The sequence below is a fragment of the Sporosarcina koreensis genome, assembly GCF_042655825.1.
Classification (GTDB): domain Bacteria; phylum Bacillota; class Bacilli; order Bacillales_A; family Planococcaceae; genus Sporosarcina; species Sporosarcina koreensis.
The window spans coordinates 204,453-230,676 of record NZ_JBHSNP010000010.1 but is presented as its reverse complement, the minus strand read 5'-3'; the positions used below and the strand labels follow the sequence as shown (position 1 = coordinate 230,676).

At 46.3% G+C, this 26,224-nt stretch carries 26 protein-coding genes; 9 read left to right on the top strand and 17 right to left on the bottom strand.

The features are described 5' to 3' along the window. Positions 1-4 precede the first annotated feature (4 nt). Entirely contained in the window at positions 5-1,579 is a 1,575-nt protein-coding gene (locus ACFPTP_RS06335) for an FAD-dependent oxidoreductase (RefSeq protein WP_381443048.1), read from the bottom strand. 190 nt (positions 1,580-1,769) lie between these two features. Continuing rightward, positions 1,770-2,300, bottom strand: coding sequence for a DUF1572 family protein (locus ACFPTP_RS06330; protein ID WP_381443047.1), 531 nt, complete (start codon positions 2,298-2,300; stop codon positions 1,770-1,772). 127 nt (positions 2,301-2,427) lie between these two features. On the opposite strand from ACFPTP_RS06330, the gene ACFPTP_RS06325 reads away from it, so the two are divergent. Then, positions 2,428-3,243: an MBL fold metallo-hydrolase gene (locus tag ACFPTP_RS06325; RefSeq protein ID WP_381443046.1), complete on the top strand. Its 816-nt coding sequence runs from the start codon at positions 2,428-2,430 to the stop codon at positions 3,241-3,243. Positions 3,244-3,308: 65 nt separating this feature from the next. Here ACFPTP_RS06325 and ACFPTP_RS06320 read toward each other — a convergent pair whose 3' ends face one another. Then, positions 3,309-3,509: a cold-shock protein gene (locus ACFPTP_RS06320; RefSeq protein WP_252501850.1), complete on the bottom strand. Its 201-nt coding sequence runs from the start codon at positions 3,507-3,509 to the stop codon at positions 3,309-3,311. A 478-nt stretch (positions 3,510-3,987) separates the two neighbouring features. Further along, a complete protein-coding gene (locus ACFPTP_RS06315) occupies positions 3,988-4,443 on the bottom strand; it encodes a DIP1984 family protein (protein ID WP_381443044.1) in 456 nt (151 codons plus the stop codon). A gap of 132 nt (positions 4,444-4,575) precedes the next feature. Between ACFPTP_RS06315 and ACFPTP_RS06310 the strand changes: the two genes are divergently transcribed. After that, positions 4,576-4,800 carry a hypothetical protein gene (locus ACFPTP_RS06310; RefSeq protein WP_381443043.1) on the top strand — a complete coding sequence of 75 codons (225 nt, stop codon included), beginning with the start codon at positions 4,576-4,578 and terminating at the stop codon, positions 4,798-4,800. Positions 4,801-4,845: 45 nt separating this feature from the next. On the opposite strand, the gene ACFPTP_RS06305 is transcribed toward ACFPTP_RS06310, so the two are convergent. Next, a complete protein-coding gene (locus ACFPTP_RS06305; RefSeq protein WP_381443042.1) occupies positions 4,846-6,432 on the bottom strand; it encodes a M2 family metallopeptidase in 1,587 nt (528 codons plus the stop codon). 63 nt (positions 6,433-6,495) lie between these two features. After that, the gene (locus tag ACFPTP_RS06300; RefSeq protein ID WP_381443040.1) at positions 6,496-8,142 is read right to left on the bottom strand and encodes an FAD-binding dehydrogenase; all 1,647 of its coding nucleotides are present in this window, start codon (positions 8,140-8,142) and stop codon (positions 6,496-6,498) included. A gap of 171 nt (positions 8,143-8,313) precedes the next feature. Between ACFPTP_RS06300 and ACFPTP_RS06295 the strand changes: the two genes are divergently transcribed. Next, entirely contained in the window at positions 8,314-8,490 is a 177-nt protein-coding gene (locus ACFPTP_RS06295; protein WP_381443039.1) for a hypothetical protein, read from the top strand. A gap of 289 nt (positions 8,491-8,779) precedes the next feature. Here the strand turns inward: ACFPTP_RS06295 and ACFPTP_RS06290 are convergent, their stop codons facing one another. From ACFPTP_RS06290 to ACFPTP_RS06270, 5 genes are all read right to left on the bottom strand, one after another. Next, entirely contained in the window at positions 8,780-9,682 is a 903-nt protein-coding gene (locus ACFPTP_RS06290; RefSeq protein WP_381443038.1) for an acetamidase/formamidase family protein, read from the bottom strand. Between the two features lie 68 nt (positions 9,683-9,750). After that, a complete protein-coding gene (locus ACFPTP_RS06285) occupies positions 9,751-10,617 on the bottom strand; it encodes an MBL fold metallo-hydrolase (protein WP_381443036.1) in 867 nt (288 codons plus the stop codon). Then, entirely contained in the window at positions 10,614-12,032 is a 1,419-nt protein-coding gene (nhaC, locus tag ACFPTP_RS06280) for a Na+/H+ antiporter NhaC (protein WP_381443035.1), read from the bottom strand. Before nhaC ends, ACFPTP_RS06285 begins: the two co-directional genes overlap by 4 nt. 596 nt (positions 12,033-12,628) lie before the next feature. Beyond that, entirely contained in the window at positions 12,629-13,597 is a 969-nt protein-coding gene (locus ACFPTP_RS06275; protein WP_381443033.1) for a phosphotransferase enzyme family protein, read from the bottom strand. 12 nt (positions 13,598-13,609) lie between these two features. After that, entirely contained in the window at positions 13,610-13,981 is a 372-nt protein-coding gene (locus tag ACFPTP_RS06270; protein WP_381443032.1) for a nuclear transport factor 2 family protein, read from the bottom strand. A 187-nt stretch (positions 13,982-14,168) separates the two neighbouring features. Between ACFPTP_RS06270 and ACFPTP_RS06265 the strand changes: the two genes are divergently transcribed. Both ACFPTP_RS06265 and ACFPTP_RS06260 read left to right on the top strand, forming a co-directional pair. Next, positions 14,169-14,513 (top strand): ATPase, encoded by a 345-nt coding sequence (locus tag ACFPTP_RS06265; RefSeq protein ID WP_381443031.1) that lies wholly within the window; start codon positions 14,169-14,171, stop codon positions 14,511-14,513. Between the two features lie 283 nt (positions 14,514-14,796). Next, positions 14,797-16,449, top strand: coding sequence for an alkaline phosphatase (locus ACFPTP_RS06260; protein WP_381443029.1), 1,653 nt, complete (start codon positions 14,797-14,799; stop codon positions 16,447-16,449). Between the two features lie 179 nt (positions 16,450-16,628). Here the strand turns inward: ACFPTP_RS06260 and ACFPTP_RS06255 are convergent, their stop codons facing one another. The 4 genes from ACFPTP_RS06255 to ACFPTP_RS06240 form a co-directional block, all read right to left on the bottom strand. Beyond that, positions 16,629-17,837: an RtcB family protein gene (locus ACFPTP_RS06255; RefSeq protein ID WP_381443027.1), complete on the bottom strand. Its 1,209-nt coding sequence runs from the start codon at positions 17,835-17,837 to the stop codon at positions 16,629-16,631. Positions 17,838-17,877: 40 nt separating this feature from the next. Continuing rightward, positions 17,878-18,504, bottom strand: a complete 627-nt coding sequence (locus ACFPTP_RS06250; RefSeq protein ID WP_381443026.1) for a hypothetical protein — start codon at positions 18,502-18,504, stop codon at positions 17,878-17,880. Positions 18,505-18,643: 139 nt separating this feature from the next. Continuing rightward, positions 18,644-19,432, bottom strand: a complete 789-nt coding sequence (locus tag ACFPTP_RS06245) for a YqhG family protein (protein WP_381443025.1) — start codon at positions 19,430-19,432, stop codon at positions 18,644-18,646. A gap of 17 nt (positions 19,433-19,449) precedes the next feature. Continuing rightward, complete coding sequence (locus tag ACFPTP_RS06240) at positions 19,450-20,991, bottom strand: DEAD/DEAH box helicase (protein WP_381443023.1); 1,542 nt, start codon at positions 20,989-20,991, stop codon at positions 19,450-19,452. Positions 20,992-21,098: 107 nt separating this feature from the next. On the opposite strand from ACFPTP_RS06240, the gene ACFPTP_RS06235 reads away from it, so the two are divergent. The 4 genes from ACFPTP_RS06235 to ACFPTP_RS06220 all read left to right on the top strand — a co-directional run bounded on the left by ACFPTP_RS06235 (position 21,099) and on the right by ACFPTP_RS06220 (position 24,288). Further along, positions 21,099-21,479, top strand: a complete 381-nt coding sequence (locus ACFPTP_RS06235; protein WP_381443021.1) for a VOC family protein — start codon at positions 21,099-21,101, stop codon at positions 21,477-21,479. Between the two features lie 78 nt (positions 21,480-21,557). Next, on the top strand, positions 21,558-21,932 hold the full coding sequence (locus ACFPTP_RS06230) for a DUF2500 domain-containing protein (RefSeq protein WP_381443020.1): 375 nt from the start codon (positions 21,558-21,560) through the stop codon (positions 21,930-21,932). Positions 21,933-22,363: 431 nt separating this feature from the next. Further along, positions 22,364-22,726, top strand: a complete 363-nt coding sequence (locus ACFPTP_RS06225; protein ID WP_381443018.1) for a DUF485 domain-containing protein — start codon at positions 22,364-22,366, stop codon at positions 22,724-22,726. Between the two features lie 14 nt (positions 22,727-22,740). Then, positions 22,741-24,288, top strand: coding sequence for a solute symporter family protein (locus tag ACFPTP_RS06220; protein ID WP_381443016.1), 1,548 nt, complete (start codon positions 22,741-22,743; stop codon positions 24,286-24,288). Between the two features lie 88 nt (positions 24,289-24,376). Here ACFPTP_RS06220 and ACFPTP_RS06215 read toward each other — a convergent pair whose 3' ends face one another. Together ACFPTP_RS06215 and aspA are read right to left on the bottom strand one after the other, a co-directional pair. Then, positions 24,377-24,628 (bottom strand): hypothetical protein, encoded by a 252-nt coding sequence (locus tag ACFPTP_RS06215; protein WP_381443015.1) that lies wholly within the window; start codon positions 24,626-24,628, stop codon positions 24,377-24,379. A 147-nt stretch (positions 24,629-24,775) separates the two neighbouring features. After that, a complete protein-coding gene (gene aspA / locus ACFPTP_RS06210; RefSeq protein WP_381443014.1) occupies positions 24,776-26,191 on the bottom strand; it encodes an aspartate ammonia-lyase in 1,416 nt (471 codons plus the stop codon). Between the last annotated feature and the right edge of the window lie 33 nt (positions 26,192-26,224).

Below are 26,224 nucleotides of genomic sequence, written 5' to 3'. Positions count from 1 at the left end.
TCATTCAATATCCGGAATCCTCGGATGTCAAATTGTCCATCATCGTATAATCATACTTTTGCAGCGGCTTTTCCGCGGGGCCTTCGATCACTTCGCCCGTGAACTTAAATCGAGATCCGTGGCACGGGCAGTCCCATGTCCGATCGCCGCTATTCCATTCGACTTCGCAACCGATATGGGTACACGTTGTGTCGACAATATGGATTTTCCCGTCATCATCGCGGTACGCGCCTTTTCGATGGCCGTCCAGCGTGACGACCGCGCCTTCCCCTTTTGCTAAATCATCCGGATTTGTTTTCGGCGAATTCAGCTTCCCTTTGATTAATTGCCCTACAACGTTCGCGTTTTGGACGAGGAAGTTTTTCAAACTTGGATGCGCATAGAACCTCGACGGCGTATACAATTTCTCAAACTTACTCTCCTTCCCGGTGACCATATCGCGGAACAGCAATGCAGCAGCCGTCCCGTTGGACATTCCCCACTTCCGGAAGCCCGTAGCAATCAGGATATTCGGATTGCCTGACGTGATTTCGCCGATATAAGGCAGTTTATCCAACGTGACCAAGTCCTGCGCCGACCATCGGTTCACAATCTTCTCAAGCCCGAAAAGCTCTTCGCCGAACTGCTCGAGCGCCTTGTAATGCTCCATCGTCTCCACTTGGCTTTGACCGGTCTTATGGTTTTCACCAACGATGAGCACCAACTCCTCGCCATTGTCCATGATGGATCGCAAAGAGCGTGTCGGTTCATCCGCGCTAATGAAGATGCCGGAAGGGAATTCCTTTTTCGCTTTCACTGCAAGCGCATACGAGCGGTCTGCATACATCCTTGTCGAATAAAGACCGGTCCCTTCGTAAAACGGGAAATGCGTGCAAATCAACACATGCTTCGCGGTGATCCGTTTCTCATTGCGCGTCAGGACGACCGGCTTCTCGCCCGTTTTAATATTGACGGCGACGGTATCCTCAAAAATCTGTCCGCCTTTTTCCTTGATTAAATCGATGAGATGAACCAAATATTTCGTCACATGGAACTGCGCCTGGTTCTTCATGACAAGTACGTTGTTTACATCAATGTCAAAAGGAAAGTCGTCAACGAGGCCGCCTTCGATTTGAAGCCTCGCGTAGGCATCCGCCTCTTTCTTAATTTTCTCCTCATACTTATCGGAGACGGAATAAATATAAGCATCAACGTTCGTGAACTCACAGTCGATTTGATGCTCCTCCACTGTTTTCTTAATGAATGCCAACGCTTCCATATTCGCTTCATAATACAATCTCGCTGTACTCCGCCCCATGTTCTGGATGAATTCATCATAAATCAAATCGTGCTGCGCAGTAATTTTCGCCGTCGTATGCCCCGTCGTCCCGTTCAACACCTTGTCCGCTTCAATAACCGCAACTTTAAGGCCTTCATTCGCTAATAAATACGCAGACGTGATCCCGGTGATGCCCGCACCAACGACGATGACATCCACTTCAAGGCTTTCATTCAAACTCGGAAAGGTCGGAAAGTCGACACTTGTCCTCCAAAACGGTTCCGGATGCTCCGGCAGTTTTCCATTGCTTTGACTGTTCATATCTTGCCCTCCTGTACTATGTACTGAAGGTAGGATTCCCATTGGCCGGCGGAACGTATACATTGAGCTGATTTTTATAACGACAGAGGTGGTTGATTGGAGCCCTTGCGCGATTAATTGAGCCCTTAATTAAAAAAACCTGTGAAGCGGCGACTTTACGCCAGCCCACAGGCTTTTTCGTTAACTTTTCTCATTTCCCTTCCAGCATCCGCTGCAAGTACGCGTCTGATTCCCCCTTTGGAATGCTTAGACTATTCCACTGCTCCCCTTTGATCTGCTTTCCAATGAACATAATCTGTCCGATGTGGGCGGCGTAATGGGCCATCTGCCTCTCGATTGCGTCGATGACGGAATGCGCCTCCCCTCGAATATGAACAGTCTTTTCCAAGTCTTGCTCGTTCAAGCTTTCCAAGGCACCCAAAAATACGCCCCAACCACGTTGCCAGCAAGCCAACAGCTGCTCCTTGGACATCCGTTTCGTTTCGAATTCCCCGTCACGGTTCCGGTCCGGCTTTTCACCGTCTGTCGTCAGAAAGTCCGTCCACCTCGACACCATATTTCCGCTTACATGCTGGATAAGAATCGCGATGCTGTTTGACTCGTCATTTAATACCCAGTGAAAATTATCTTCATCCAACTGGGCAAATGTCTTGTCACCTTGCCCTTTTATTGAAGCGAATCGCTCCCGCACAACACGTAAATATTCTGTTCCAATCGACATATCGCATCCTCCTTTTTCCTACTGTATTCGATTTATGTGAATTAAAATCCTTCAAATCAGAATTAATTGAATGAATAGTCACTCATAATATGGTAGTCTACTAGTAAGTGAATCCGAGGTGAAGCCCATGTTCTTGAAAACGAAATCCATGCAGGATGAGATAAGCGATGTCCGATTTATCAACGGGGTAGTTAAACTCAACAGCGTAAAGTTGAATGTGTATTGCTTCGAAACTGACGGGGTGTTGATCGATACCGGATCCCAAACATTGGCCGAGGAATTCAAGCCTTTCTTCCAACAGGCGGACGTTGACCAAGTCGTCATTACGCATGCTCATGAAGATCATACGGGAGGCGCGCAATATGTACAAAATGAATTCGGACTGCCGATTTTCATGAATGCAATGACAATTGATGAATGCGCCAGAAAAGCGGATTATCCACTCTACCGGAAGTTTTTCTGGGGAAGTCGGCGACCTTTTGAGGCACAGCCAATCGGTGAAACATTCAGTTCCAGAAACGCCGATTGGACGGTAATTGCGACACCGGGACATGCAAAAGATCATCTCGCGTTTCTGAATAAGGAGACCGGACAACTTTTTTCCGGAGATTTATATGTGCATCCAAAAACAAAACTCATTTTACGTGATGAGAGCATTCCGACCATCATCAGCTCAATCGAAAAGACGTTGTCGTATGATTTCGGGGAACTGTTTTGTTGCCATGCGGGGTATGTGAAGGACGGGCGCATGGCGTTGCAGAAGAAGCTTGCGTATTTGCAGGAACTTCGTGAGAGCGCGCTGGCGCTGCGTAAGAAAGGGTACGACGTGCGTGAGATCCATTCACGGCTTTTCCCGAAAAAATATCCAATCACCTATTTTTCATTCGGCGAATGGAATTCAATTCATATTATTAAATCGATCTTACTAGAAGGAAAAGAGTAGCGAGCGGATGACGAATTCAAAACACAAAAAAAGACCCTGTAAGCAGGGTCTTTTTCAAGCCATTATTAAGCTTTTTGAACGTTTGTAGCTTGTAGGCCACGTTGTCCTTGTTCAATTTCAAATGTTACGCTTTGACCTTCGTCTAAAGATTTGAAACCTTCGCCTTGGATTGCTGAGAAATGTACGAATACGTCCTCTCCGCCTTCACGCTCGATGAAACCAAAACCTTTTTCTGCATTAAACCACTTAACTGTACCTTGTTCCATTATTGTTACCTCCTAGTGCGGATCTCCACACAATGTTACTATCTTTGCTCAAATGCTTTAGACGAATACCAAAATCTATTCTCAATCTGAAAAAGAACAAAAATAATTCTTCTTAAGGATAACAGACCTTTGCTGAAATAGCAAATAGTACGATTTTTAATTCTATAGATGTAGATGCTTTCATTCCAAATCAAGCCCCCGACCCCACCCTCACTGCCTTCGCAAATTAGTACATGGTCGTTACAATTACATTCTACTTGTACTCATGTCACGGTACTGGGCGTCAATTGTTCATGACGGATTTGAACCGCTTGGTATAGCCCCATCTACCGACCATTAGTCCAACTTGCCCAGTTGGCGGGTTTGTACTCACCTTTGCGATGCAGCTACCGACTTGTATATCACTTATGCCTTGGCATAAGCGCGTCCAGATTTTATCGGGCGCGCCCGATAATCTTCCTTTGAAAATCTGTGACCTCTATAGTAAATCAATGCTCCAATTCATCCCTTGAATCTTCGTGTCCATCTCCCTGAACTCTTTCGATAATTGGTCGACCTGCTTTTGTATCGCCGAAACGTTAACGGTGCTCATAATCTTGATTTCCGTTCGGCTATATCGGTCGTTCCGGATCGATGCTTCCTCTGCAATTTTCGAGAGTATCAGCCGCTTGTCCCACTTCTGGTCACGTTCGACCAATGCGTCGGCAAGCGTGCGCGTTTCATCGAATCGGACGGAGCAATTCGTTTTATTGATCCGCTGAATCAATGCCGTCAATTCTTTCATATTGCCCTCGAGCTCCGCCAACATCGCATTCGGATCCTCTGCAGGCTGTTCCCCCTCTTGGATCTTTAAGTTCACACTGATCCGCCTTTTCAGCTGTTCGTTCCTTTTTTGCAAATCCGCGCGTGCAATCAATGCCTCCGCAAGCTTCATCGTAACCACTCCCTTTAATCCGTTACATCCTTTATTCGACACCGCCAGCGAAAAGTCCTTTGTTCTAAATCTCTTGGACAAACATAAAATGAATGGATTCCAACTATCACACTACTAAAGGAGATTCGGATTATGTATGCCATTCATTTCTATGAAAAAAACAATTATGTGCTCAATCAAGTGCTCAGAAACATCCCTGCCGTCGATGATCAAGTGACGCTGAAAGGGCGAAAAGGCAAAGTGATGAGGATTGAAGAAATAAAAGAAAACGTCTATTATGTGTTTGTCGAGTTCGAAAAAGTGGTGGATAAAAAGAAACTGGCTGCCGCTGAGCTTGCGAAAAAGAAAAAACGATAATAAAACCGCCGAACGAGATTTCACTATCCCGTTCGGCGTTCTTAGTTACACGAGCGCTTTCAATACGAATTGATCGATGAAATATTGCGGATTCAGCTTTTCGCCGGTCGCTTTCTCAATCTTTTCATTCCACGGGTAAAGCGCGCCTGGCTTGAAATACTCTTCAATCAAATACGTGCCCACTTCAGGCGTGAACATGTCCTTTGAGATATTGTTCTCAATGTAGGAATGCAGCTGAGACGTCGTCAATTCGCCGAGCAGATAGTTTTGATAATAAACCGGGACGAGCGTGAAATGGATTTTCGCTGCCCAATGCGGGTAGTCAACGTTTTCCGGCGGATTCACGAATTGGACGTCCTGCACGATCTTCCACCAAAGCTTGTTCAAATCCTGATCCGGATTTTCGTACAGCTCGCGCTCGAAGAATGTGAATGCCATGATCCAGCGGCCTGCGATAAACATTTGCCTGCGCAGCGAATCCTCGATGAGCGGTGTCAGTTGGTCCACCTTGGCTTTATCCAATCCTAAAAACTGGTGCAGCCAAGCCGGATTTTTCCCGAATCGACCGTACAACATCGCGATCGCTTCCGTCGTCAAAGTATGTGCGCACGTTCGTAACAAGTACGGAAGTGTCGGATCAACATATTTGAAATAAACCGCATGGCCGAATTCGTGCAGCATCGTAACGGACCAATAATCGGACGGTACATTATTGCATAGCACGCGGACGTCGCCTTCCCGGTCGATATCCGTGCAGAACGCATGCTGGTTCTTTTTGTCGCGCGGATAAAGATCGCTGTTCGCGAGCATATCCGTAATATCCATGCCCATGCTTTTGAACGTATCGATTGTCAGCTGCTCAAGGTCCTTCCCTTCGTAGAACGGGTCCAAGTCCAGCTCCTTAGAAGGCGGCGCTTCTTGGAAAAACGGATCGGCATAATGCCATGGCCGAAGCTCGTCGATCGAAATGCCAAAGCGCTCCGCCAGTTCGCTGTCCATCTCATGCTTCATTTCACGGAACGGTTCGTCGGAAAGCTCTTTCAGCTTATGGAAGATCGAAAAGATTTCATCTCGGTCGAGTTCCTGATGTTCGAAGCTCATTTGGTGATAGTTTTCAAAGCCTAATGAACGCGCGACTTCGTTCCGCTTTTTGACGAGCGTCAACAGCTTTTCCTCGACTTCCTTTCCGATCTGCTTGCTAGCATGCCACGCCTCTTCACGTTCAGCTGAATCATTATTTTTGATTAATATTTGCCGTACTTCATTTTCCGACACGGGTTTACCGTTAATCGTCGCACGGAAAGTATTAAAAATGCCGATCAATTCCGTCGACCGTTCCACCATTTCCTTTAAGTCCGCTTCGGGGATCTGCTTTCCAGCCATGCCCGTATGAAGATCTTCGAGCTGGCGTCGCTGCACTGCCGTCAAATCACCTTGAGCAAGATACGCCTTTACTTGCTCGAAACGTTCCGAATTCGAAAGGTATAAATTAAATGCAGTCTGCGCCTCTGCTGTCTTCTGATTCCACTCGTCTTCCCCGGTCGTCGCCGCCATCCATGAACTGCTCGCGCTCGTCAGATGCAAATCCTTGATTACTTTATTTTGCTCCTCCAAAAACTGTTCAACTGTCATCTTCTCTTCCCCTTTTTTCTGTCATAATCTTTTTATTCGCTATGGAAAGACAATTCTCCTTCTTTATTCCGACAGCGTTCGACCGACGATCCTGCCGCTGAATAGGCAGCCCCCTAAAAAGGTCCCTTCCAATGCACGGTATCCATGTACTCCTCCGCCACCGAAACCAGCGACTTCTCCTGCAGCATACAATCCCGGCACAGGATTTCCTGCTTCATTCAACACTCGTCCTGACAAGTCCGTTTGAAGCCCGCCCAATGTTTTTCGGGTTAGGATATTGAGCTTAACTGCTATTAACGGACCGTTTTTCGGATCAAGGATCTTATGCGGCTTCGCAACCCGGATCAGCTTGTCGCCGATATAATTCCTCGCCCCGCGGAGCGCCGTAATTTGCAGGTCCTTCGTGAACGTATTATCCATCTCCCGGTCCCTTGCTAGCAGTTGTCGCTCGATTTTCGTTATGTCAATCAAGTCATTCCCCGCAACCCGGTTCATGCCGGCCACCAATTCCTCCAGCGTTTCCGCGACGATGAAATCTTCGCCATGATCCATGAACGCTTTCACTGGAGCCGGTGGACCGGGAAGCACCCTCGATAGGACCTTCTTGATGCTCTTCCCCGTCAAATCCGGATTTTGCTCAGAACCCGACAATGCGAATTCCTTTTCGATCATTTTTTCGGTGAGAATGAACCATGAGTAGTCATAGCCCGTATCCTTTATCGCCTGCAACGTCCCCAACGTGTCGAATCCTGGGAAATTTGGTGCTGGAAAACGGTTCCCTTCCGCATCCAGCCAGATGGAGGAAGGGCCAGGCAATATGCGGATGCCATGAAACGGCCAAATCGGGTTCCAGTTCCGGATGCCTTCCGTGTAATGCCACATCCGGTCTTTATTCACAATCCGCCCGCCTGCGTTTTCCGTTATCGCAAGCATCCGGCCATCGACATGCGCCGGGACGCCTGAAATCATTTGTTTCGGGGGCTCCCCTAATCGCGCCGGCCAGTTTTCCCTGACGAGATCGAAATTCGCGCCGATTCCGCCGCTCGTCACGACGACTGCGGGTGCTTTATATGTAAATTCCCCAATGATGGTTCTTGAGCTTCGTTCACCACGTTTGACGTCGCTTGGCTCGAGTTCGGATCCCTTCACACCGACAACTGCCCCGTTTTCGGTTAGTAATTCATCCACCTGATGACGCGGCTTGTAGTCGACAAGCCCTTTGGCGATTCCCCCACGGACCATTTCTTCGAATGGCTTCACGAGCCCTGGACCCGTCCCCCACGTAATATGGAACCGCGGAACCGAATTGCCATGCCCTTCGGCTAAATAGCCCCCTCTCTCCGCCCACCCGACGACAGGGAAAAACCGGACGCCAAGCGAATGAAGCCAATCCCTTTTTTCATTCGCGGCAAAATCCACATACGCTTCCGCCCATTTCATGGCCCACTGATCTTCATCGTCGAGTCGGTCGAATCCTGCGCTTCCCATCCAATCCTGCCAAGCGAGTTCCTTCGAATCCTTTATGCCAAGCCGCCGTTGTTCCGGCGAATCGACTAGAAACAATCCGCCGAACGACCACCATGCTTGCCCGCCCATGGATGACTCCGGCTCTTGGTCCAATAAAAGAACCTTTTTCCTGGCTTTGATCACTTCCGAAGTCGCCACCAATCCGGCAAGGCCGGCTCCCACTACAATGACGTCATAATTCATATCCCATCCCCCAATGTCAGTAAATCCCACAATCCATCTTTCGCCATATGCATTTCCAATCCCTTCTTTTCATTGCAACGAGAACTCTTCCACCATTAACGAGAACTCCTTGACGAATAGCGTATACTTCTCCCGCCGACGCGCATAGTACGTAGAGGAGGTGAGCAGTCGGTGAATAAAAATAATAAGAAGACGATGAATGAAAGAACGCATAATAGCTTTGACACGTACAAAGAGGCGCACAACACAAACAGCAATACGAACAATCCAGGAGAAAACCGCACACAGGAATTCGCGGAGGATTTTGAAGGGAAAGCCCGAAACGAGCGGCGGGATGATCGAAAATAATGGTGCCTGTGCACGGTACATTTATGACAATTCAACAGTGAGCATATAAATACAAGAAGACTCCAACCAGGCATTGATTTGATTGGAGTCTTGTATTTTTTTATGCAATTGTAGTGCATTATCTGATTTTTTTCGGTGCCTGTGCGACAAACATTTATGACTATTCAACGGACAGAATAATTATGAAGCAAAGTTTCTATTTACTACTTACAGTTCAACATCCACCTATTCTGAATATACAATTGTAGTGTATTGACTGAATAGTGTGCTGCACAGGCACCGAAAAAAGTCAATTAAAAAAAGAAACGCCTAATTGATTGAGAACCCATTTCGGAACGACGAATCTTGCTGTCATCAGCGGGTCGACGATTTGGCAGATTTCCGATTGCCCGACTGCACTCATGAGCATCGTCACTTCGCTTACCGGAAGGGATGACTTGTCTGCAATGCGTTCAATCATTTCCACTGCCGCCGTTTTCGCTGCTTCGTCCAACGTCGAAGCAGATACGATTTGAGTAAAGGCCTCTTCATTTTCTAGCATCGGATGACGCAATGACACGTCTTTGATAACTTCAAGCGTCACTGTCACTTCGCCCGCAACCTCAACGCCCGATACGCTCACTTCTCCGTCGCCCATCGCGGCATGGAGATCGCCGAGCGCGAACAATGCGCCTTCCGCAAACACCGGGAAGTACAACGTCGCGCCTTCCGTCACCATTTTATTATCCATGTTGCCGCCGTGCGCGCCAGGCGTCCCACAGTTCACACCTTCCTCTTCAGGCGCAACTCCGATGACACCGATCATTTTATTCACAGGGACCTGCAGGTCGTTGAACTGGACATGGCCATCTTGGATCGGCAAAATTTTCGACTCCATTTTCGATAAAGCATGTCCCATCACACCTAAATCCGGCCCGACGACCATGACGCCTTGATCACCGATGTCGATTCGCTCGATCTTCACTTTCAGCACATCGCCCGGCATCGCGCCTTCGACGTAAAGCGGACCCGTCGCCGGATTGATTTTATTCCAATTGATCGCAGTTACCTCAGTATCTGCGGATTGAATTTGATTTTGGAAACAATCGTACGTCTGAATCGTCACCGTCGATCCTGCCGGAACTGTCCGTATCGGCTTTTGCGCCTTATTGAATTCATATATGATGCCTTTGTCGTATCCGATCTTTGTCATCAATCTGTCCCCTCTCGATGAAAAATAGTTTCCATGAGTATACTAGACTTTGTAGATTTATACCAATGTCATAGAACAAACTCCATACCTTCCTCCGGAATATGAAAGCCTTTCATTTCAAGCGTCTTCCGAACCGTTCCCTCCTGATTAATCGCAGGATTCGAGTGATTGAGGTGGATGAAATAAATGTCAGTTTGTTCCACTAGATCTTGTAATCGATCCATCGTTTCTGTCATGACCGGATGTGGAATTTCCCGATAATCACGGCCGATTTTTTCAAGATCTTTGGTGGAATGAAATGTGCCGTCAAGCAAGCAGATGTCCGCATCCTTGCACGATTCATAAATATCTTTGCCCCATTGTTCCCATCGATCGATATCCGGAATGTACAAAACTTTCTTCTTCGTCCCTGTTATCCAAAACGCAAATGTCTCAGAGAACTCATTTCTGTGCGGGACCTCAACAGGTGTAACGGTTACATCCGGCGAGACAGCAATCGCTTGGCCATCATGCATTTCTTGCAGGTCAATATTGTTGAGTTTTGTTAATTGGCTCCAGGGAGCTTGTTCTTCGAGCAGATTTTTCATTTTCGCTCCTGCCAGTACTGGAACTTTATTTGCACCGATCGCTTCTCTTCCTAAAAATAATAATCCAGGATAATGGCCAAGATGGGCATGTGTCAAAAAGATGCTCGACATGAGTTGCCCTTGCAGATTATGCTTCATCTGCACCCTAGCCATCTGCTCTTTCATATCTGGCGTTGCATCGATCAAATGCCAAGCCTTCCCTTCAGGCAGCACAATGGCTAATGACGCTGCAGTGCGCCTAAACTCAGGATTTTCTATAGCTTCTGCACAGTTTTCACAGAAGCAATTCGGGTGTGGCAGTCCGGCATCTTGGGCCGTTCCTAGCACATGTAAAATGACCTTGCTCATAACGATATGGCTCCTTCAGTTTTTATTTCTTCTTTCCTTCGATAGATCTTCTTCGTAATCGTCCAGCCGGTGAAACCGAAAACGATATTGATTAGCGGAACTAAAAACGCAAAGAATGCATATGGGATAAATTGTCCTGGACTGACCCCTAGAGTACTTGCTGCAAAAATAGCCGGAACACTCCATGGTACAAGGTTAATGCCTACAGTACCCGCCGCCTCAACACATCTGGAAAGGTTTTTCGTATCGATTCCCATCTCTTTATACGTATGGACAAATGTTCTTGCTGGTAAAATAATTGCTAAAAATTGTGCACCACTTGCGAATGCCACGACAAAAGTCGAAAGAATGGTCGTGCTGATTAACGTTCCCGTCGAACGGACACCCGCGATCATTTTTCTTGTGACCACTTCAAACGCTCCTGTTTCTTCTAAAATCCCGCCTAATGCAGTAGCGATGACTAACAGCCCGATTGTCCCCAACATCGATAAAAGACCGCCTTTATTCAATAAAGAGTCCACAGTAGCTATCCCCGAGTCGACTGAAAATCCACTCGTCATCACTTGCGCAATCGAGGAAATGGAAGAGCCCTGAACGACGACTGCAAGTACGGCCCCTAAAAGTCCTACAATGGTCAACGCCGGAATGGCCGGTACACGCATCATCATCAAAATGATTGTAAATATAGGCATCAACAGGAGAAGCGGATGAATGGTAAAGACATTTTCCAGCCCTGTTTTGATTAAATCAATGCCGACAGTATCCACGGTGTGGGCTGTGACACCTGAAAGACCAACAACCCAATATAAAATAATTGCAATGACAAAAGCGGGAATCGTGTCCCAAAGCATATGCTTGATATGGCTGAACAAATCCGTCTCAGCCATTGCAGGAGCGATGTTTGTCGTATCGGACAACGGCGAGAGTTTATCACCAAAGTATGCCCCCGAAATGACAGCCCCGGCTACAAGCCCTGGGGCAAATCCCAACCCCTCTCCAATCGCCATGAAAGCAATGCCGATTGTCGCAATGGAGGTAAATGAGCTTCCTAATGTAATTGAAACAATTCCCGTAATGAGCGCCACGAGTGGAATAAATAACGAAGGTTCAATGATCGATAAGCCATAGTAAATCATCGTCGGGATCACGCCACTCGCAATCCAAGTTCCAACAATGATACCGATGATCAGCAAGATAAAAACGGCGGGCAATGCCCGGGATACCCCATTCACCATCATTTTCTCGATTTTCTCCCAGCTCCAACCACAAATTTTTGCAATGACCGCAGCAGCAAACACCCCAACCAGTAACGGGATATGCATCCCAGCTTTCCAAATGAAAATCGATGAAGCTGCCGCAATTAGTAATGCCAATATTGGGATAATTGAAAGTGTAAAAGTCATTTCCTTTTTCATGTACGACATCTCCTTCTCCGAAAAATAAAAATAAAAAAACCCCATCCATCCCTTGGAAAGGGACGAAGGAGTTCTCCGCGTTACCACCCTACTTGATGAACCGCTAAATCGGCCATCCACTTCATGTCAAATTGAGAAATACCGATGGCGTACTTCACCCTGATTGCTGCCTGAATTCACACCACCCATTCAGTCTCTTGTTGCTGCACACAATCGAATTACTGCACCATCTCTCAGGATCTATGCAATTGAAATACTTCTACGTAAAAGTAATTGCTATGAATCTTATCATGCTCATCTTAGAAGTCAAGTCATTTATTTAACTGGAAATAAAAAACTTTCTATTCAGAATTGCGTTGGTGCCTGTGCGACAAACATTTATGACAATTCAACCAAAAGTATATTAATGCAAAAAGAAGCCAACCAACTATTGATTTGATTGACTTCCACTTTTTTAATATGCAATTGTAGTGCATTATCTGAACTGTGTGTCGCACAGGCACCTTCTCGAGTTTTCGAGAAATTAAATGTTTAATTATCAGAAGATTGGATATCTACTATTGTAAGCCCTTTGAAGGATTCCTTCGGAGGGTTTTTTATTCAAAAAGATCCTTCACCTGTTCAAGTTCTTCGTAATACGGGATCGTATTCGATTTGATGTTCATCTCCAACTCCTGCAGTTTATCAAACTGCCAATCCATCATTTCATCCTCATTCCACTCAGAGACAAATAGCGCATACAAATACACTTCACGCATTTGCAGGCAAATGAGAAGCTGGTCATACATATCTAAAGTCAAGCGCCTGATTTTCGCATATCCTTTTAGAAAGGCAGTCAGAAAATCAACCGGAAAGCTTTCCGAGTCAGGGTTGAATGCTGTCCCCGTCCATAAAGCATGGTAGAGGGAGACCGCCAAATCCTGCGCGTAAAAATGATAGGTGCAATCATCAAAATCAAAGAAAACCAGCCCATTTTCATTCAAATGAAAATTGCCTTGGTGGAGATCATTGTGGACAAGCCCGAACGTGTCCGGACGTCTTTCCCATTTCACCATTTGATTGAAGAGCTGCTCATGTCTACTTTTCAACCAATCAGGCATTGGCTTGGCAGCGCCAACTTCCAAATATACGGGACGAGCGATCCGGTTTGTGTCTGCACTATGCATACAGGCGATTTGGCTGCCCCATTCATGGAAAAGTTCCTCATTCCATTCATTCACATCCGAAACATCAACTGGCCGTCCTTCGGTATGTTGGAAAAAAACGAGCCAATAGGTGCTTTCTTCGGTTTCCAATTCGATTATCTGCTCGTATCCCTGAATGCTCATCGGCTTCGCCACTCGGACACCAGCCCCATCCAAAGCGGCAATCCAATCGAGCTCTGTCTCAATATCCTCAAGTGTCCTGTCGCTTCGAGAACTGAGCCGCGCGACAATCCGATCAGTACTGCGTGTAATGATGAACACTTGATTATGATAACCGTCCGAGGCTGGAGCGATTTCAACTAGATCATCGATCAATAGATCTGTTAGTTTTTGGATTAAACCATTTCTCTCTATCTCCATGTCACACCTTGCTTAAAACATCCCATTTTCATTCGGCGATTCTTCCGGTACAGGCTGGCCGACATCCCACATTTCAACGATCTTCCCCTCATGGAAGCGGAATATATGGACAACTGCAGCTCCAAGATCCTCGTGGTTCTGTTTGATATGGGAATAAACCATCACCCTCTCCCCCTCTTCAATCGTCTGCTTCACTTCGAGCGTCTTGTTCGGACTCTTGCCGTCATTCTCTTTCATCGCATTCTTCAATGACTCCCCGTCTCCAGGAAAATACGGGTTATGGTGGCGCAGCTCTGGGCTTGTGTATTTTGCATATGCCTCGTCAATCTCCCCTGCAACAATCAGTTGAAGAAAGTTCACTGCATGATCTTTATATACGTTCATTTTCAACATCCTTTCATCTAGCTTTTAAATTTTATCCATTCGTTACAAATGCACAATCCATTTCAGAAACACATTTGGTATTTTCAACTATTACGATACATTCGTTTATTCACTTGTCCGAGGTCCGAATACAATGACTCTATAATCTGCAGATTATGCCATTCTCTAATGGAGGGAGGTGTTGTAAATGCCTTTCACTACTGGACCGATTGAAAATACCGGGAACCAACCGGCAAATGCGTCTAGAGTTCGAGTCAAAATCCTCAATCTTACGGGTGGACGACTCACTGGTGTTGTTCGAGTCTTCAGACTTAATGGGACAAGACAACTAATTTCATCCACGAACTTTAGCGTAAATGCTAATGCTTCTGATTTTATTACTCGGAACTTAGGAGGGACACCATTTGAGTATGAAGTGGAAATCCTTCCGAATCAAAACGGTGGCTTGTTCTCTGTTTGGGGACTAACAGCTGCAGATAGGATCATTCCTGCACAACGTGTACTAAACTCAGAATTAACGCAGATTCGATAAGCGTATCATGATCAATCACATAATTAGAATGCTTGAGAGGGCAATTCCGAGGGTCTTTCTGGGATAAGCCCTCTCTTTTTTGTCTATAGGTATATAAATAGCTCATTAGTAATATTCTCCACACAACCGATAAGTCCTCTCTCTCAGAAGAATTAAAGTAAATGAGTAAGAATTCACATTTTTAATATATTTAACAAATCCTTTACCTGAAATTCATATCAAATTAATAATGCATCTATATGATAATTGGTGAGTTCACTACTTCCACTGAGGAGGATTCAACATGAAGAACGTATTTAGAAGGAAGACAGCTGTCATCTCAATGGCGGCCGTTGTAGCTTTGTCCACACTAGGTCTCGGCTACAATAGTATGACTGAAGCGAAGAACAAGAAGAATGAACCAACCAACGTCATTATGATGGTGATGGATGGAACGAGTGCTGGTGCAACAACGCTTGCAAGATGGTATAAAGGTGAGAACCTTGCACTGGATGAAATCGTAGTCGGTGGAGTACGGACGCATTCCGCAGAATCAGCGATCACCGATTCTGCGCCAGCCGCAACGGCACTAGCTACGGGGAATAAGAGCAATGATAAAATTGTTGGCCTTCTTCCTGCACTTGTAAATACACCCGGTGTAGAAGCGGTCGATCCAGAGGATGCCTTTAAACCGGTTGCGAATGTATTGGAAGGTGCAAAGCTGCAAGGCAAGGCAACAGGCATCATTGCCACATCCGAAATTCAACATGCAACGCCTGCAGGCTTCTCCTCCCACGCAACACACCGCAGCAACTACCAAGACATCGCTGAGCAACAAGTGTATCAGGAAATTGATGTTGTGCTTGGGGGAGGAAAAGAATCTTTATTGCCAGGGACTACGAAAAACTCGCGTGTTGACGGTGAAGATTTGACAAAGGTGCTCGGTGAGAAAGAATACGACTTTGTCGAAACACGTGATGAGCTGTTGAATTCAAATTCAAACAAAATCTGGGGATCATTTGCTTCTTCAGATCTTGCATATGATTTTGACCGTAAAGCAACGGGCAATCATGAACCAACACTCGCTGAAATGACGAAAAAAGCAATCGGCACGCTTTCCACAGATGAAGACGGCTTCTTCCTATTCGTTGAAGGAAGTAAAGTGGATTGGGCAGCACACTCAAATGACCCGGTCGGCATCATCAGTGAAGTATTAGCATTCGACGACGCGGTTCATGAAGCTTTGGAATTTGCGAAAAAGGACGGAAATACGATGGTCATTGCAGTAAGTGACCATGGCAACAGCGGGATTACGATGGGGAATCTCAACACAAATTCCAGCTACCCTGCAACTCCGGTTTCCGCGTACATCGATCCATTGAAGAAAGCTTCGATGACGATCGAAGGAGCATTGAAGCAATTGAAAGACGATCTCTCCAATATGAAAGAAGTAGCGGAATTATACGGATTGGACAATCTGACAGAAGCGGAAATCAAAGCTCTGAAAGAATCGAAATCGTTGAAAGCGGATATGACGAAAATGCTCGCAAACCGTGCTAATATCGGTTTTACAACTGGCGGACACACCGGGGAGGATGTCTTCCTTTACGCCTACGGACCATCCAAACCGTCTGGATTGATCGATAACACCGACATCGCGAAGACAATGGCGTCTTTCCTTGGATTTGACCTGAATGAAATAACGGACAAGCTTTTCGTTAACGCAAGAGAGGCATTTGAGGACAAAGGCTATCAGACACGAATTGACGTCACAGATGAGCACAACCCTGTATTTATTGCAGAAAAGAATAATATCAGGATCGAACTCCCTGTGAATAAAAACGTGGCCCATGTCACGAAGAAAAACCAGTCATACACAAAAACGCTCGACGGAGTAACCGTCTATAACGACAAAGATTTCTATATATCGGAGTCAGCATTAGATCTATCAAAATGACGGAATTGTTTGGGTGCCTGTGCAGCACACATTTATGACAATTCAACGAAATGGATAAATAAACAGAAGTCAGCCATTGAAAGTTAATAATGGCTGACTTCTTCGTTTCTAAATATACAATTGTAGCGCATAATCAGAATTGTTTCATGCACAGGCACCTAAAAAATTCGGTTTTTTCATCAATCTTTATATGGGTCAAACTCGTTGGCGCCGGCCATGCAGACGCCTACCGGTTTTAAGACGTGGAGGACGTCGATCGTGTCTTTGTGTGCGTCGAGTACGTCCCGTAATTTGCGGTAGACGAATGGACTTTCATCCGTTCCTCCGCCGCGCAGTTCCACGCCATATTTTTTAATGGCTTGATCCATCCGCTCCTGAGTGATTTTTCCGCCCCTCCGCGTACGCGTCTTCCAGTTCATCCGGCCAGCCGCCTCGGTCCGGCTCATGATCCTTCCCGCGCCGTGGACCGTGCTGTAAAAGGCATCGGCGTTCGCTTCATTATCCTTGCCGCGAACGATGACGGATATGTCCCCCATGCTACCGCCAATAAAGCCCATTTGCCCCGGAGCCGAAGGGGTCGCTCCCTTTCGGACGACAAAGTACTCCTTGCCGAAGTGGGTTTCTTTCCAAGCATAGTTATGATGATTGTGCACCTCAAATTCAGAATCCGCGCCTAAGATCGAAAGCACTTCGTCCATCACGTAATTTCTGCCGGCATATGCGTATTTCCCACTCAATGTCATCGCACGGTAATAAAGATCGCCCAATTCACTGTCCAAATCGATCAACGTCGGCGCCTGCTCCATGCTTTCACCCGGCGCGCGATCATCAAACTCCCGTCCGTTTGCCAAGTTCAAAAAGCCGCTCGCCGTCTTATGGCCGAACCCTCTGCTGCCAAAGTGATTGGCGACCCAAACAGCATCCGTCTCTTTCTCTACTAACAAATCGACGAAATGATTCCCGGCACCTACTGTCCCCAATTGGTCCTTCGCCAATTTCTTCAAACGGTCATGCTCCTGCTTGCCGATCTCCACGTACACCGCCCAATCCGAATCATCGAACACCTCATGATCCACCCGCTGCTTATTCTTCATTCCGACGCCAAACGAAATGGATGACGCAATTTCATCCATAAGACGCGGAAGATCCTTCTCGATCTCCGTCCACTTCAAATTCGTCCGGACTGCCTTATTGCCGCAAGCGATGTCATACCCGACTCCCGAAGGCGAAATCTGGCCATCATACACTACCACGCCCCCGACCGGCTGACTATATCCGTAATGCCCATCGGCGCACAGAACGCCGCCTGCCACCTGCCCCGTCCGCAAACAATTTTTAAATTGTCGCAGTGTATTATCATCATGCACACCAAAAATTTTCTTCTTCATGAATGCGCTCGCCCTTTCTACCACTCATTCCATTCATGTCTCATAGATCGTCCTCTTCCCATGGGTCAATGTCCGCGTAGATTTTATACCCATTCTCCCAATGCGTCTGGATCCACAGGATCGCCTGCGCCATCCCTTCGCTTTGGGCAGCGGCCTTCTCCTCAAGGTTTTTCGCCTCGTCCAGTTTTGCGGCGCACCAAGCAGGATCCGGGAAAGCTTCAAACCATTCCTTGTCATCCTCTTCCAATGGATCCGTATAGGACATGCCGTCATCAACCGGCAACATTTTCGGCCATTCAAGACCAAGTCCGACATCCTCCATGAATTGACGAAGCTCAAGGCCTACTGAGAAAGGAAATGTATACTCCGCCACATCCTCTTCCTCATTCAGGAACCGCAATCTATACTCTTTTGGATTTTCCTCTTTGAACAGTTTTTGAAAAAGCGATGCCTTGCGTGTAGTGTCAATGATTGTGAAGTTTCTGATGGCCATTAATCTGACCTTATCCGCATATTGCTCGGATGTGCGATTCGGGTATGTCTCAGCCATGACGGCTCTCCCTTTATCCAGTTCCTGCTGTTCTGAAGCTGTCAGTTTTGACCGCAATTCCTTTTTCCGGAGGTCTGGTACCTTGAATGCCAGACGTCGTGATTCTTCTCGATCCATTATGTATGCCTCCTATTGTTTAAACTATGCCCGCCTTATACATTTATTCGACAAAATGCCGTAAAAACCTTTATTTCTAAACAACAAATGCCGTTTATGACGTCCATAACAGACACCATAAACGGCATTTCTTCAAACGTCAAATCGACGTTAAATAAAACAACCCGCCATTGATTACTTCAATTCTTATTTTGGTTTCATACTGCGCCTCAATCGCTTTTTTCTCGCTCTCGTATGTTTCGGGCTTATTTTCGATTCCCTCGTAAAAATAATCCAACACGCGAATGTCCCGCTGCTGCCTGACTTTTGCCTCTTCCGCCCATGTATGATCATCTTGTGTGATAAGGTTCTCGATTACCGTATCCAATCGCTCCAATGCACGCAGCGGTTTAATGATATACGGCAAATGGAAAGTGTTCGGCGATATTGCACTTTCCAGATCCAACCCGTTAATTGATTCCTGAAAGTCTTTGATGATCATGCCATTTATCAGATTAATGCCTAACGAATACAGGATCTCTCTTGTCCGGTCACTGGAATAGGTGATTTTATAATTCACTCCTACCCAAGGTGTCAGTATCGTTTGCCCGCCAGTCCCGCCCCCTGCCTTTTCGTACATCTGGACAAATGAACCGAGCTCCCTCGTCACCCGGAACAATTGGTTAAGCCGGGGCGAACCGTAATGCACGACTTCCCCGGCAATGCTTTCAGTGAGCCTGCTTTTATCGGTGATCAATGTCAATTGTGCCGGATTCGGCTCGTCTCCCGTGCTGTCCAAATACTTCCAGTAGAATGGACGATTCATTATTTTCTTATCCATCTCAATCGTTAATTGAACATGAATGAAGTGCTCATTTTCCCGCAAAACATCACAATTGTTTTCAATGAAAAACTGCCGTACATACTGATGGATCTGCTGTGGGTACATGCGCATCCTCCTCGCATCTAAATCGACAATTTGTATTCCGATAAAATATCATCCAACTCACCGACGACTTTTTCAAAGACGCCGATTTTCAAATTCAACAACTCCAATATATGGTCTTCAATTGTATGTTTGATTGCCAAATTGTATATATTAACATCATGCTCTTGCCCCAACCGGTGGACACGGCCGATCCGCTGCTCCAATTTCATTGGGTTCCACGGCAAATCGTAATTGATGACATGATGGCAAAATTGAAGGTTGATCCCTTCACTCCCGGATTCCGTGGCAATCAACACTTGCGCCTTCTCCTTGAATAATTGCTTCATCCAATCGCGCTTGCTTTTGCTGAATTGCCCGTTAAACGGGACGCTGACAATTCCTTTTTCATATAAGAAGTTTTGTAAATACGTCTGGCTCGCACGATATTCCGTAAAGATAATGACCTTCTCGTCATTCGCTTGCGTAATGATTTCATACGCCTTTTCCGCTTTCGTGTTGATTTCAAGCATGGATAATTTCCCGATCAACTCATCGATGTAGGCATTCTCCTCCTGCAGCGTGCATTTTTTCCGCATTTCATTCAACGTCAGGAAAGCCGCCTCTTTACTGCTGCACATTTCCTTTTGCAATGTGATCATCGAGAAGGCACCTGAAAAGACGGAAGATACATTTTTCAGCTCTGAAATCATATCGTACACTTCTTTTTCCTCTTCGCTGAACTCAAGTGGAATGATCTGCACACGGCGGTTCGTCCATTCGATGCCGGTATCATGCCTTGAATTCCGCACCATCACTTGGTTGATCAATTCCTTTAGAAACTCGTCATGTTCCACATTATGTTTACTTGCAGAGAACACTGACTGGAACGTCTCGAAATTTCCGAGATGCCCAGGTTTTAATAAGGAAATTAAATTGAACAGCTCGAACACATCGTTTTGAATCGGCGTTGCCGTTAACAGCAGACAGAACTTCTTCTTCAAGTTTTGCACGAACTCGTAGTTTTTTGTTTTCGGGTTCTTCAGCTTATGCGCCTCATCGATAATGATTAAATCAAAATCCTGGCCATAAATCGTTTCCTTATGCGGACTCCGTTTCGCCATATCGATGCTCGCGATGACGATGTTGCAGAAGTTCAAATCATAGGCTTTTTTATATTGGATCACCGGTATATGAAATTTTTGATTCAACTCCTCAATCCATTGATTGACAAGTGAAGCGGGGACGAGGATGAGCGCCTTTTTCACAAGGCCGCGAATTAAGTACTCCTTGAGGATCAAACCGGCTTGAATCGTTTTCCCGAGACCGACCTCGTCCGCAAGAATTGCTTTCCCGTTCATCCGCTCGATGACCGTTTCCGCCGCCTCCAATTGATGGGGAAAAGGCTTTAGCCCGGGTAAATATTTCGGCGATTGAAGACCTTGGAAGTCTGTAATCAATTTCGATTTTTCCACGTCATAGCACATTTTGTATAACGTCCAATTATCCCAGGCCTGGCGGTTTTCCAACCGTTCGGCAAAGCCCTCTTTCCAATCGGACGACCATTCGATTTGCATAAACATCCCCTCATCCGATATTTTCTTGTTAGATTGTCCAAAAACGGAATTTCTATGTGATATAGTTAGTTCAAAGCGTCCGAATTTTACAAACTGGCAAAGGGGAAGAAAATATGAAACTTGGAGCATTCTCTGTAAGTCTGACCGTCAAAGATATTCACGCATCGAAAGCATTTTATGAAAACCTTGGATTCCAAACATTCGGGGGGAATCTTGAACAAAACTGGCTTATCATGAAAAATGAAAACTGCATCATCGGACTTTTCCAAGGAATGTTCGACAAAAACATTCTTACGTTTAATCCCGGCTGGAATCAAAATGCGGAAAACCTCGATTCATTTACGGATATCCGAGACCTTCAAAAGGAGCTGAAGGAAAAAGGGATTCAACTGCTCACCGAAGCGGATGAAGCAAGTGAAGGCGTTGCAAGTTTCACGCTTGAAGATCCCGATGGCAATGTTATTCTTGTTGATCAACATGTGAATCGGCCATGAAAATTATCGCCAGCTTGAAACTATTCATACTTTTTTCCGTATAGTAAACTAGCAATCGATAAATTAGGTGGTGGCGAAATGGGTTTTTCTCCGTTTGATGATTTTATGTTTGGTGTTATGCCGATTTTGGGGTTCCTCATTTTTGCGCTCGTCATAGGCGGATTCATTTTTATTATTATAAAAGGCTTCGGCCAATGGTCTGCGAATAACAATTCTCCGCGCTTGACTGTTCCTGCGCAGGTAAAAACGAAGCGAACGAATACAAGGGGCGGCGGCGGCGACTCTTCCGCACGCACGACTTATTACGTCACATTCCAAGTGGAAAGCGGCGACCGTATGGAGCTGCAAATGTACGGGAACGAATACGGCATGCTAGCCGAAGGCGACCTCGGCATCCTCACATTCCAAGGGACACGGTATTTGGGTTTTGAACGAAATGGCACAGCAGAATAAACAAAAACCATCCTTTCGAGTGACCCACTTAAGGATGGTTTTTTTTTGACTTTTTCGGTGCCTTTTTTTCGGTGCCTGTGCAAGACACATTTATGACAATTCAACTAAATTCATAAAAATTCACGAATCTCCTCTCTCCCATTGATACACCAATATCCAAGAAAAACATTATTCAATTGTAGTGTATTATCTGAATAGTTCGTTGCACAGGCACCGGAAAGATTCTGAAAATGGCCTTCATTCCTACTTTCTACCTGTCACAAAAGTTTTCTAATAGTTTTGTTAATATATTATTGATTATTTTCTGTTATTTTGTTACGTTGTACAATATGACATGCTGGCAGTCTTCTAAAATGGTCAGGGGCGATGTGGGGATCGACTCTCGTAAACTACAGCGTGGCGTACAATTTTGAGGCAAAGGGGATGAAGGAATGACAGTGAAGATGAAGAAGGCAGACTTGCCTGTCGAGCGGGGGTTCACGCAAAAGACAGATGGTCTGCTCGATTATGAACGGCTCATCGAAACAGAGGAGTTCAAGCAATTGGTCAAAAAGAAGAAACACTTTTTCAGGCCTTATGTCATCGCTTTTTTTGCAATCTACTTGATGCTTCCAATTTTGACGGGTTATACGTCAATCCTTGAAGCGCGGGCGATTGGATATATGACATGGACGTGGGTCTATGCTTTCGGGATGTTCGTCATGGTTTGGGTGCTTACACAGATTTATGTGAAAAAGGCTAGAGATTTCGATAAAGACGTCGAGCAATTGCTCGAAAAACACGTCAGAAAATAAGGGGGGAATGAATTATGAGTTTATGGTCCTATTCAATCTTTTTTGCAGTTATCGCTTTGACGCTTTACATTACCTATTGGGCAGCTAAGCAAACACGGACGGCGAGCGAGTTTTACACAGCCGGCGGATCGCTGACCGGCTGGCAGAACGGGATGGCCATTGCAGGAGACTATTTGTCCGCCGCCTCTTTCCTAGGAATTGCCGGGGCCATTTCATTGAACGGCTTTGACGGTTTCTATTACAGCGTCGGTTGGTTGACCGCATATCTCGTCGTCCTATTTTTAATCGCGGAACCGCTTCGGAATCTCGGCAAGTACACGATGGCCGATATGATCGGTTCACGTTTCGGAGCGAAGAAAGTCCGTGGAGCTGCTGCGCTTAACACGATTACAATCGTCCTTTTCTATATGCTCGCACAGCTTGTCGGCGCAGGCGCGCTTATTAAGTTGCTCTTCGGAATCCCCTATTGGATTTCCGTCCTTATCGTCGGTTTCATGATGTTGATCTATGTATTATTCGGCGGAATGACTGCTACGAGCTGGGTGCAGATCATAAAGGCGATACTGCTTATGGTCGGGACAATTGTCATTTCATTCCTCGTACTCATGAAATTCAATTTCAATTTTGTCGGCATGTTCGATATCATGCGGACAGCGACGCCACACGGGGAGTCATTCCTACATTCCGGCGTCGTCTATAAAGATCCGATAGGACTCATTTCGGTGCTCCTTGCACTCGTTCTTGGAACCGCGGGTCTACCGCACATCCTCATGCGTTTCTTCACGGTGAAAGACGCAAAAACAGCGCGTTCTTCCGTCGTGTACGCAGTGTGGATCATCGGGATTTTCTATGTCATGACGATTTTCCTTGGATTCGGCGCTGCCAAATTCGTCGGTCGTGACGCAATCGTTGCGGAAAACGCGGCGGGCAATATGGCCGCTCCGATGCTAGCGGGTGTTCTCGGCGGCGATCCGCTTGAATCATTCGTCGCGGCTGTTGCATTCGCAACGATTCTCGCAGTCGTTGCAGGGCTTGTGCTTTCCGGTGCATCTGCTATCGCACATGATATTTACGCAGAAATCATCAAGAAAGGCAAAGTGACGGAAAAGCAGCAAGTCAGAGCAGCCCGTCTTGCAGCAATCGGAGTATCTGTCGTTTCTATTTTGCTTGCATTAGGTTCGGAAAAGCTGAATGTCGCGTTCCTTGTGTCGCTCGCATTCTGTATCGCGGCATCGGCAAACGTTCCGACAATCCTGTTCACGATCTATTGGCGCAAATTCAATACGACAGGCGCGGTCGCTTCAATGCTGACAGGGCTCATCACTGCCCTCGTCCTCGTTGCGGTCAGCCCGAACATTATCAATCCGGTTGAAGGTGCTGCATTCTTCGTCGGCGAACCGCTCTTCCCGTTCGTCAATCCGGCGATCATTTCCATCCCAGCCGGATTCATTGCCGCGATCATCGGCACGTACGTCGGGGCGAAACGCCAAGAAGCCGACGAAGTCGCCTATGCGGAAGTCCGTTTCAAAGCGGAAACTGGATTCCGTGGAATTGAAGGCTAAGCCAATATTGATTGTTTGAACGAATATGAAAAAGCCCTCGGTTTTCTGAGGGCTTTTACTAAATGCCAGTTTGGTGTTCGAACACGAGTTAATCCAATCCCTTTTTCCCAAGCATCTCATTACCTCGTTTAAAGTTGCCCGTGATTTTCGCTAACAATAACTGTACTTCAGTTGGAATATCTTCCACATCTCTAATCCTTGCGACGAGACGGTCTGCTTCCATACCTTTTACAATTTTAATTTGCCTGCCTCCATAGCTAATGATTACTGTCCCATTTTTCGTTATTTGATAAGTAAATGGTTCCTCGCCTAATCGGTTTCTTTTATCTATCCCGCTCACAATACCTCTCCCCGCCAGTTTATTATCTCAATTATAACACAACTCTCAAAATATCCAGACCTAGCATTAAATTGATTGTTTGAATGAAAGCAAAAATCACTCGGAAACGGATTTTACCGTTTTCCGAGTGATTTTTATTGTGATGGATCAATAATGCGTGACGCCTTCCCGTTTCATTTCCGTCATTTGATACGGGTCGAGCAAGCGGTTCAGTTCATCGAGCGTGAGTACGTTGTAACGCAGACAAAGTTCTTTGAGCGGGACGCCTGTTTCGAACGATTCGCGGGCAATCTTCGATGACATTTCATAACCGATAAATGGCGTGAGTGCCGTGATCGTACCGATGCTTCTATCCACATAGTCCTGCATTTGCGCAACATTCGCAGTGATGCCGCTGATGCAATACTTGCGGAACACTTCGATGCCGTTGTTCATGACCGTCAAGGATTGCAATAAATTATAGACAAGGACAGGCTCCATGACGTTCAATTCAAATTGGCCAGCTTCGGAAGCGAGGCTGATCGTATGGTCGTTTCCGATCACTTGGAATGCGATCTGATTCATCACTTCCGCCATGACGGGATTCACTTTCCCCGGCATAATGGAGGATCCCGGCTGCCTTGCCGGAAGATTGATTTCATTCAAGCCGGCTTTCGGACCTGACGCCATGAGCCGCAAATCATTTGCCATTTTCGAGAGATTGATCATGCATATTTTCAAAGCTGAAGAGAGCTCCGTGTATACATCCGTATTCTGTGTCGAATCAATCAGGTTGCCAGCAGACTTCAATGGCAAGCCGCTGATCGTCCTGAGATGCTCCACTGCGGTTTCAATATATTGCGCATTCGCATTCAGCCCGGTGCCGATTGCCGTTGCCCCCATATTGATTTCGGAAAGATGGACCCTTGTCCTGCCGATCCGCTCAATATCGCGCTCGATGACACTGCGGTACGCGCTGAATTCCTGGCCCAATCGGATGGGAACGGCATCCTGCAAATGCGTTCTGCCCATCTTGATGACGCCGTCAAATTCCTTTTCCTTCGCCTTCAGCTCGTCCACAAACAGCTCCATCGTTTCGAGCAATTGATTGACCATCTGTTGCGTCGCAATTTTAATCGCTGTCGGGAATGCGTCATTCGTCGACTGGGACATATTGACGTGGTTGTTCGGGCTAATGAAGCCGTAATCACCTTTTTCACGCCCCATCATTTCAAGCGCACGATTCGCGATCACTTCGTTTGCATTCATGTTGAATGAAGTGCCCGCTCCCCCTTGGATCGGATCGACGATGAACTGGTCTGTCAACCTTCCTTCGATTACCTCGTCTGCAGCTCCAACGATGGCAAGACCCACTTCCTCGGGCAAGTCATTGACGAGCACATTCGAAATGGCTGCCGCTTTCTTCACAATCCCGATTGCGCGGATCAATTCCGGGTGCATGCGCTCCTTCGTGATTGGAAAGTTTTCAGTCGCCCGTATCGTTTGAATTCCGTAGTATGCATGATTGGGTACTTCTTTTTCCCCTAAAAAATCTTTCTCGATTCTTCCGGATAATAAAGTCATTTGTCCCTTTTCCTCTCGTTATGTATATCACCA

What these genes read in the sequence shown, in the direction of transcription:
- ACFPTP_RS06335 (WP_381443048.1), bottom strand. Translation starts at nt 1,579, where the DNA reads ATGAACAGTCAAAGCAATGGAAAACTGCCGGAGCATCCGGAACCGTTT.
- ACFPTP_RS06330 (WP_381443047.1), bottom strand. Translation starts at nt 2,300, where the DNA reads ATGTCGATTGGAACAGAATATTTACGTGTTGTGCGGGAGCGATTCGCT.
- ACFPTP_RS06325 (WP_381443046.1), top strand. Translation starts at nt 2,428, where the DNA reads ATGTTCTTGAAAACGAAATCCATGCAGGATGAGATAAGCGATGTCCGA.
- ACFPTP_RS06320 (WP_252501850.1), bottom strand. Translation starts at nt 3,509, where the DNA reads ATGGAACAAGGTACAGTTAAGTGGTTTAATGCAGAAAAAGGTTTTGGT.
- ACFPTP_RS06315 (WP_381443044.1), bottom strand. Translation starts at nt 4,443, where the DNA reads ATGAAGCTTGCGGAGGCATTGATTGCACGCGCGGATTTGCAAAAAAGG.
- ACFPTP_RS06310 (WP_381443043.1), top strand. Translation starts at nt 4,576, where the DNA reads ATGTATGCCATTCATTTCTATGAAAAAAACAATTATGTGCTCAATCAA.
- ACFPTP_RS06305 (WP_381443042.1), bottom strand. Translation starts at nt 6,432, where the DNA reads ATGACAGTTGAACAGTTTTTGGAGGAGCAAAATAAAGTAATCAAGGAT.
- ACFPTP_RS06300 (WP_381443040.1), bottom strand. Translation starts at nt 8,142, where the DNA reads ATGAATTATGACGTCATTGTAGTGGGAGCCGGCCTTGCCGGATTGGTG.
- ACFPTP_RS06290 (WP_381443038.1), bottom strand. Translation starts at nt 9,682, where the DNA reads ATGACAAAGATCGGATACGACAAAGGCATCATATATGAATTCAATAAG.
- ACFPTP_RS06285 (WP_381443036.1), bottom strand. Translation starts at nt 10,617, where the DNA reads ATGAGCAAGGTCATTTTACATGTGCTAGGAACGGCCCAAGATGCCGGA.
- nhaC (WP_381443035.1), bottom strand. Translation starts at nt 12,032, where the DNA reads ATGAAAAAGGAAATGACTTTTACACTTTCAATTATCCCAATATTGGCA.
- ACFPTP_RS06275 (WP_381443033.1), bottom strand. Translation starts at nt 13,597, where the DNA reads ATGGAGATAGAGAGAAATGGTTTAATCCAAAAACTAACAGATCTATTG.
- ACFPTP_RS06270 (WP_381443032.1), bottom strand. Translation starts at nt 13,981, where the DNA reads ATGAACGTATATAAAGATCATGCAGTGAACTTTCTTCAACTGATTGTT.
- ACFPTP_RS06265 (WP_381443031.1), top strand. Translation starts at nt 14,169, where the DNA reads ATGCCTTTCACTACTGGACCGATTGAAAATACCGGGAACCAACCGGCA.
- ACFPTP_RS06260 (WP_381443029.1), top strand. Translation starts at nt 14,797, where the DNA reads ATGAAGAACGTATTTAGAAGGAAGACAGCTGTCATCTCAATGGCGGCC.
- ACFPTP_RS06255 (WP_381443027.1), bottom strand. Translation starts at nt 17,837, where the DNA reads ATGAAGAAGAAAATTTTTGGTGTGCATGATGATAATACACTGCGACAA.
- ACFPTP_RS06250 (WP_381443026.1), bottom strand. Translation starts at nt 18,504, where the DNA reads ATGGATCGAGAAGAATCACGACGTCTGGCATTCAAGGTACCAGACCTC.
- ACFPTP_RS06245 (WP_381443025.1), bottom strand. Translation starts at nt 19,432, where the DNA reads ATGTACCCACAGCAGATCCATCAGTATGTACGGCAGTTTTTCATTGAA.
- ACFPTP_RS06240 (WP_381443023.1), bottom strand. Translation starts at nt 20,991, where the DNA reads ATGTTTATGCAAATCGAATGGTCGTCCGATTGGAAAGAGGGCTTTGCC.
- ACFPTP_RS06235 (WP_381443021.1), top strand. Translation starts at nt 21,099, where the DNA reads ATGAAACTTGGAGCATTCTCTGTAAGTCTGACCGTCAAAGATATTCAC.
- ACFPTP_RS06230 (WP_381443020.1), top strand. Translation starts at nt 21,558, where the DNA reads ATGGGTTTTTCTCCGTTTGATGATTTTATGTTTGGTGTTATGCCGATT.
- ACFPTP_RS06225 (WP_381443018.1), top strand. Translation starts at nt 22,364, where the DNA reads ATGACAGTGAAGATGAAGAAGGCAGACTTGCCTGTCGAGCGGGGGTTC.
- ACFPTP_RS06220 (WP_381443016.1), top strand. Translation starts at nt 22,741, where the DNA reads ATGAGTTTATGGTCCTATTCAATCTTTTTTGCAGTTATCGCTTTGACG.
- aspA (WP_381443014.1), bottom strand. Translation starts at nt 26,191, where the DNA reads ATGACTTTATTATCCGGAAGAATCGAGAAAGATTTTTTAGGGGAAAAA.